At 40.2% G+C, this 6,681-nt stretch carries 4 protein-coding genes; 2 read left to right on the top strand and 2 right to left on the bottom strand.

Annotated features, from left to right (window positions below):
• Nucleotides 1-14 precede the first annotated feature (14 nt).
• Together DBR32_RS15055 and DBR32_RS15060 are read left to right on the top strand one after the other, a co-directional pair.
• Complete coding sequence (locus DBR32_RS15055; protein WP_124637244.1) at nucleotides 15-1,025, top strand: bestrophin family protein; 1,011 nt, start codon at nucleotides 15-17, stop codon at nucleotides 1,023-1,025.
• 182 nt (nucleotides 1,026-1,207) lie between these two features.
• Nucleotides 1,208-3,502: a TonB-dependent receptor gene (locus tag DBR32_RS15060; RefSeq protein ID WP_124637246.1), complete on the top strand. Its 2,295-nt coding sequence runs from the start codon at nucleotides 1,208-1,210 to the stop codon at nucleotides 3,500-3,502.
• 77 nt (nucleotides 3,503-3,579) lie between these two features.
• Here the strand turns inward: DBR32_RS15060 and DBR32_RS15065 are convergent, their stop codons facing one another.
• Nucleotides 3,580-4,473 carry an alpha/beta hydrolase gene (locus DBR32_RS15065; RefSeq protein ID WP_124637248.1) on the bottom strand — a complete coding sequence of 298 codons (894 nt, stop codon included), beginning with the start codon at nucleotides 4,471-4,473 and terminating at the stop codon, nucleotides 3,580-3,582.
• Between the two features lie 190 nt (nucleotides 4,474-4,663).
• Nucleotides 4,664-6,349 (bottom strand): right-handed parallel beta-helix repeat-containing protein, encoded by a 1,686-nt coding sequence (locus tag DBR32_RS15070; RefSeq protein WP_124637250.1) that lies wholly within the window; start codon nucleotides 6,347-6,349, stop codon nucleotides 4,664-4,666.
• Nucleotides 6,350-6,681: the final 332 nt, after the last annotated feature.

Below are 6,681 nucleotides of genomic sequence, written 5' to 3' on the forward strand. Positions count from 1 at the left end.
AAAAAACAAAAACGATGCATGCAGGCAAATCATACTCGCTGAAAGAGTTTCTGGTATGGACCAGACGCAATATTTTTAAACTGATCATTATCGGTGTGTTACCAGTCGTTGCTTATCAGCTTTTGGGTCAAAAATGGATTGCCCTCCCCTGGACGGTGGTCGCCTTACTGGGTACAGCGACGGCATTTATTGTGGGTTTTAAAAATACGCAGACCTACAGCCGTACCTGGGAAGCCCGGCAAATATGGGGTGCTATACTCAACAGCAGTCGTGCCTGGGGCATCATGAGCCGGGATTTTCTGAATGATCAGAAAACAGCTCAAACCCTTATCTACAGGCACTTTGCCTGGCTTACTGCCCTGCGTTACCAGATGAGAGAATACAGGGCTTGGGAGACTACTCATAAGTCTTATAATGAAGAATACAGGGCATCATTTTATACCATACCCGAGCAGGAAACAACTCTGGAAACAGAACTGGCGAAGTATCTTAGTCCTGAAGAACAGTCTTATATCCTCTCTACCAAAAACCGGGCAGCACAAATCCTAAGTTTACAAAGTAAAACGATTAAAGCCGCTTTTGACCGACAGGAAATAGACAGCATTCAATTAGTCGAAATGCAGAAAGCTATTAAGGATTTATACGATCAGCAAGGAAAAAGTGAGCGCATTAAAAACTTCCCTTATCCGCGCCAGTTTGCCACGATCAATGCATTTTTCATTAAACTTTTTTGCCTTTTACTACCCTTTGGTATGCTCAAAGAATTTGACAAACTCAATGACGGGCTCAGCGGTTTTATGCATGGATATATGGTCTGGTTGGTCATCCCTTTTAGTGTTTTAATTTCCTGGGTCTACACTTCTCTGGAGCAGGTAGGAGAAAGCACAGAAAATCCTTTTGAAGGCAGTGCCAATGATGTTCCGATCTCTCAGATGAGCCGCACGATTGAAATCGATCTCCGGGAAATGTTGGGAGAAACCGACTTACCTCCTGCCCTGCAAGCCAAAAACAATATTGTCTTATAGGGGATCAAAGAAAAGTTTCCGAAGATTATAAAAAGTAAACCTCATTTTCCGATTTAAATGCTTGATAAAGCTGTTTTGAACATACTTTATCAAGCATTTTTTATTTTATTTTATTTCTATAAAATAAAATTGTTAGCTTTGCCTAACTTTTTAATTCCAAAAATAAAATAATCTTATAGAAAATGAATATTTACCTACGGGCCCTCATCACGGGAACCTTTATCTTATTGAATACTAAAAGCATACAAGCACAACAGGCCTGTATATCCGGGCTGATTACAGCAGACCAAGTGCCCAAAGAACAGGCAAGCATCCGTTTAAACAATACTGCCTATCAAAGTATAACCGATAGCCAGGGACGTTATCGTCTATGCGCCATCCCTCCGGGAAGATACCAGGTTCAGGTTTCGGCAAAGGGGTATAAAAGCATCAGCAGGAAGTTGGTGCTTCAGGCAGCAGATACTTTAAGACTGGATCTGGACCTGGAAAAAGAGGGACAAACCTTAGAGGATGTGGTGGTTACCGGTACTTTAAAGGAAGTATCGCGTTTGTCAAGCCCTGTACCCGTAGAAGTATATACCCCTGCATTTTTCAAAAAGAATCCGACGCCTAATATTTTTGAAGCCTTACAAAATGTAAACGGTGTAAGGCCGCAGATCAACTGTAATGTGTGCAATACCGGTGATATACACATCAATGGCCTGGAAGGGCCTTATACGATGGTTTTAATTGATGGGATGCCTATTGTCAGCAGCTTATCTACGGTATATGGTTTATCTGGTATTCCCAATGCCATTGTAGAACGTATTGAAGTAGTAAAGGGCCCTGCCTCTTCTTTGTATGGTAGTGAGGCGGTAGGTGGCCTGATTAATATCATCACCAAAAACCCGGGTGGCCAAACACCCAAATGGTCGGCAGATCTGATGGGCACCAGCTGGGGGGAATATAATGCAGATCTGGCGCTCAGCACAAAGGTCGGCAAACAGGCTGCAGTATTGACCGGTGTCAATTATTTTAATTATCAGAATCCGCAAGACCACAATAAAGACAATTTTACTGATGTTACCTTGCAGGATCGGATTTCTGTTTTTCAAAAATGGAATTTCAAGAGAAAGGAGGCAAGGTTTTTCAGCCTGGCCGGGAGGTATTTATATGAAGACCGCTGGGGCGGGGAAATGAACTGGAATAAATCGTTCAGAGGAGGTGATAGTGTATATGGAGAAAGCATCTACACCAAACGCTGGGAGCTGCTGGGAAAATATCAATTGCCTACCCGCGAGCGGCTGATGTTATCTTTTTCATACAATAACCATAATCAAAATAGTGTTTATGGTAAGACGATTTACCAGGCGCAGCAAAACATCTCTTTCGGTCAATTGGTCTGGGATAAAAAATGGCAGCAACACGATTGGCTCGTTGGTGCGGCACTTCGCTATACTTATTACGACGATAATACTCCTGCTACGGCAGGCATAGGGCAGCAGAGTAACAATCCGTCTAAAACCTGGCTACCCGGTATTTTTATCCAGGATGAAATTACCTTCAATCCCATGCATAAATTGCTCTTGGGTTTCAGATATGATTATAATTCGCTTCATGGAAATATCTTTACGCCAAGGATTGCTTATAAATGGACTGTAAACCAAAATAACACGATAAGGCTTAATGCCGGTACCGGTTTCAGGGTGGTCAATTTGTTTACGGAAGAACATGCTGCCCTGACAGGTGCCCGATCTGTTGAGGTCAAAAATGATCTAAACCCCGAGCGGTCCTATAATATCAATCTGAATTACAATAAAAGATTCTTTCTCGAAAGCGGAACTTTTATGGGCTTCGATTTTGCTGCCTTTTATACTTTTTTCAACAACCGGATTGTACCGGATTATGAAACGGATCCGAATAAAATCATTTATGATAACTTAAACGGTTATGCCCAGAGTAAAGGCATCAGCCTTAATGCAGATATAGCCTGGAACAATGGCTTAAAACTATTGGCAGGAGGCACTTTAATGTCTAATACGATTACAGAAAACCACAGCACCATGCAGCAAATGCTAACGGAAAAATTCACCGCTACCTGGGCACTTTCCTATACCATAAAGCCGTTAAAACTGGTCATCGACTATACAGGAAATGTATACAGTCCCATGCGCTTGCCTTTGTTGGGTAAAACGGATCCAAGAAGTGCCTATTCTCCCTGGTGGAGCTTACAGAATATTCAGTTTACCTACAAAGGATTCAAACAATTTGAAATATATGCAGGCATTAAAAATCTTTTAAACTGGACCCCGGGAAAACGCAGTGATTTTATCATTGCCAGAAGTGAAGATCCTTTTGATAAAAAAGTACACTTCGATGCACATGGAAACGCGCTTATTACACCTGACAACCCTTATGGGCTTACTTTTGACCCAAGTTATGTATATGCACCAAACCAAGGTATCAGAGGCTTTATCGGTCTGCGTATGAGCTTTTAGGGCATAAAAAAAGAGGCATAGAACTTGAAATTGCTATGCCTCTTTTTCTACTTTTTCTAAAGAATATTCAGGACTGTTTAGCTTCCAAACTGGAAAACCCAACTTTTCATTTCGCGGAAAACAGTTGCGCTTGTAACCGGATTGGAAAGACCCAAATCATGGCCTGCTCCTGTTATGGGCAGTAAACGATTTGGAAAGCCGGAAGCATCCAGGCCTTGATGTAGCCGATCCGATTGACTATAAGGTACTACATTGTCAAGGGTACCATGAACCAGTAAAGTAGGTATATTTTGTAAAAAGAAAAGCGGACTCGCACTCCAAAAGTTTCCGGGTAGGGCTTGTCCCGGAATATAGGCGGCATTAACCAATGCTTCTACCCCTCCGATATCACCCGAAGTATTCATCATATCCAGGAAGGTTATATCAGTCAAATCGCATGGCGCGGCCAAAGCAATGACTGCTGCAGCTCTTTTCTTACTATCATGTCTGTACGTATATGCCAGCGCTAAATGCCCTCCGGTATTCATACCGATAATAATATATTTTTGACTTTTTATATTCCATTCCAGGCTTTTCTTACTACAGTATTCAACAGCCTGCTTGATATCCTGCATTAAGCTATCATAATGAATCTTTCCTGTATCAGCACATCGATAATTAATATTTATTGATGCAATGTGATTTTCCAAAAGGCTATCCTGTAGGGCACTCATACTCGACTTATCGCCTGTATTCCATGAGCCTCCATGAATCAAGATGGCCACAGGGGTATTAATATTCCTTGCTTTGGGCAGGTATACATCCATCACATTAGTATCTGAAGTTCCGTAAGCAACATTCAATAGCTTTTGCTCTTTGGTCGCGCCGGGGCTAACCGCAGTACCATTGCCCACCGGTAATTGAAGATCCTTTTTACAACTAATAAGCAGGGAAAAACAAAAAAGTATATAGAGTATATAACTTTTATTCATGGATTAGAAATTTGATTGTAAATATACGGTTTATGTTAAATAAAAACAAAATGTGATTTACGGCACTTTTCGATAGAAAATATATCCAAATCCGGAACATCCATCCCTTTGAAGTCTGCAAAATAAAAATTGAATTGCTGTTGGATATATCCAACAACAATTCAATTTTTAAAAAGAGATAAGGCTTTTATTATGAGGCAATACTGAGCATATTACTATATCTCGTTGTGCCATCATTTAACTCTATATAATAATTACCTCTAGGGAAACTATGGGTATTTACTTTAATCACATCATCCTTTACATCTTTGAGCTGGTATACAATACGGCCTAAAATATCCCGGATCACTAAGGTCGCCCCTTTGCGTGTATTTATAATATTTACAAAATCAGCGCAGGGATTGGGGTAAATCTGTAAGCTATTTTTCGATACTCCAATTTTATTGATGCTGTTTGGCTCCTCCCTTTGGTTTTCATAAGCACCCATGTCAATAACATTGACCACACGGGGATTACCGACATAATCATAAGTGGCCGCATTGCTGCCTGCTAAGGTTCCTTTATTTATACAAATTGTATGATCCTGCAAGGCAAAGTTCGTATTATTTGCATCATACCCCAGCCCAAATCCAGCTGTGGGGTTAATGAAACCAATTGCATTAGAAGCGATATTGTTTGCGGTATCAGAAGGAAAAACGGTAACAAACGTGGTATAAATTTCATTGGCAACAGCTGCTTTGAAACAGTTATTTTCCAATTTAACGCTATTGGTGTTCCAAAGCCCGATACTTTGCTGGGTGATGCTTTCACTGGCATTACCACTAAAAATATTATTCTTAGCAATAAGCTTGGTATAAGAAGGGGTCAGGCCATTGGAAAATACAAATAAACCGGTACCATCTACAGAAACAAGGTTATTGGCTACTGTATTATTGTTGAAGGCTACCTTTGCATGCGCTATATACACAATACCATGGCCATTACGGTTATAATTATTGGCCATCACATTATTGCGTACAATATAATCCAGGGTATCAGAATGGTTATTAGAGAATACGGTTAAGAACATGGCAATGCCTCCATCTCCACTACCACACTGCTGACTGGCCCCGGTATTACTGTTATTAATAATCCGGTTACCTTCAATCAGTCCATTCCCACCGGTACAGGCGATAACAGCATTGCCCGTAGATTGGTTTTTATAAAAAGTATTACCAATTATTGTCGTCTTACGGGAATCGCAATTCAGCACAGAGTATACCGGAAAGGCATTGTAATTATCTGCGGTGTTATGATGAAAATTGCAATTCTTAAAAGTAGCCTCAGAAAAATTTGTGGTGATCAAATAAGTGGCCCTATTCTCATAAAACTCGCAATACTTCATTTCAAAATTTCTCGCGGAGTTTTGGAAAATAAATCTTTGATTATTACAGTTGTTATGATAAATCTTACAATTGTTCATAACCATTTTACTTTCTACAAAAATGCCATAGGTCACCCCACTCTGGTTATACTGATTTTTGATATCCCTGATGATACAATAATTCAGTTTTGCATTTACTCCTTTAAACTCTAAACCCGTCCAGCCCCCATTTTGTGTTTGGGTACTACTCCATCCGGTAGTATCTGCCGCTTTAAAAGTAATGAGCCCATCAGGACTACCGTCAGCAAAAACGCTTCCGTGAAAAGAGATCTTACCTGCAGGACTGAATAAGAAAACAACCCCCGGTTCAATATACACACTATCATAGAAGCTAATCGCGCTTGTAATGGTATAGGGAGAATTCTGTACCGTAAATACCTCTACCGCAAAAGAAGCGAAAGACTGAAACAGCAGTATAAAGAGCAGCGCTAATTTTGTATATAATGTCTTCATAATATTGATTTTATATAAAGACAGCGAACATATGTAAATAGATAGGAAATTTGTAAAACAATCATGATCAACAAATTCGGAGTACTTACAAAATGTATAAGTATTGTGGCAGAGGGATTTATAATAAAGTATATATCTAACTTAATCCTAGGTTTTGGGGAGCTGTTCCAGCCTTACAAGAAAAGTGTATGCCTGATGGGAACAGATAAAGTCACCGTATGGGAGTGGGAGTGTGTTTGGGCTATGGTATGTGTTGGTATAGCTTGGTTCCTGGTTGAGGTATTGGTATTTTTGAGGTCTTGGTATAAATCAAAAAAAAGAGCATCTCTGTT

It is taken from the genome of Taibaiella sp. KBW10, assembly GCF_003852495.1.
In the GTDB taxonomy this organism is placed as follows: domain Bacteria; phylum Bacteroidota; class Bacteroidia; order Chitinophagales; family Chitinophagaceae; genus Edaphocola.

Coding starts and splice junctions, on each gene's coding strand:
- DBR32_RS15060 (WP_124637246.1), top strand. CDS start 1,208: ATGAATATTTACCTACGGGCCCTCATCACGGGAACCTTTATCTTATTG.
- DBR32_RS15055 (WP_124637244.1), top strand. CDS start 15: ATGCATGCAGGCAAATCATACTCGCTGAAAGAGTTTCTGGTATGGACC.
- DBR32_RS15070 (WP_124637250.1), bottom strand. CDS start 6,349: ATGAAGACATTATATACAAAATTAGCGCTGCTCTTTATACTGCTGTTT.
- DBR32_RS15065 (WP_124637248.1), bottom strand. CDS start 4,473: ATGAATAAAAGTTATATACTCTATATACTTTTTTGTTTTTCCCTGCTT.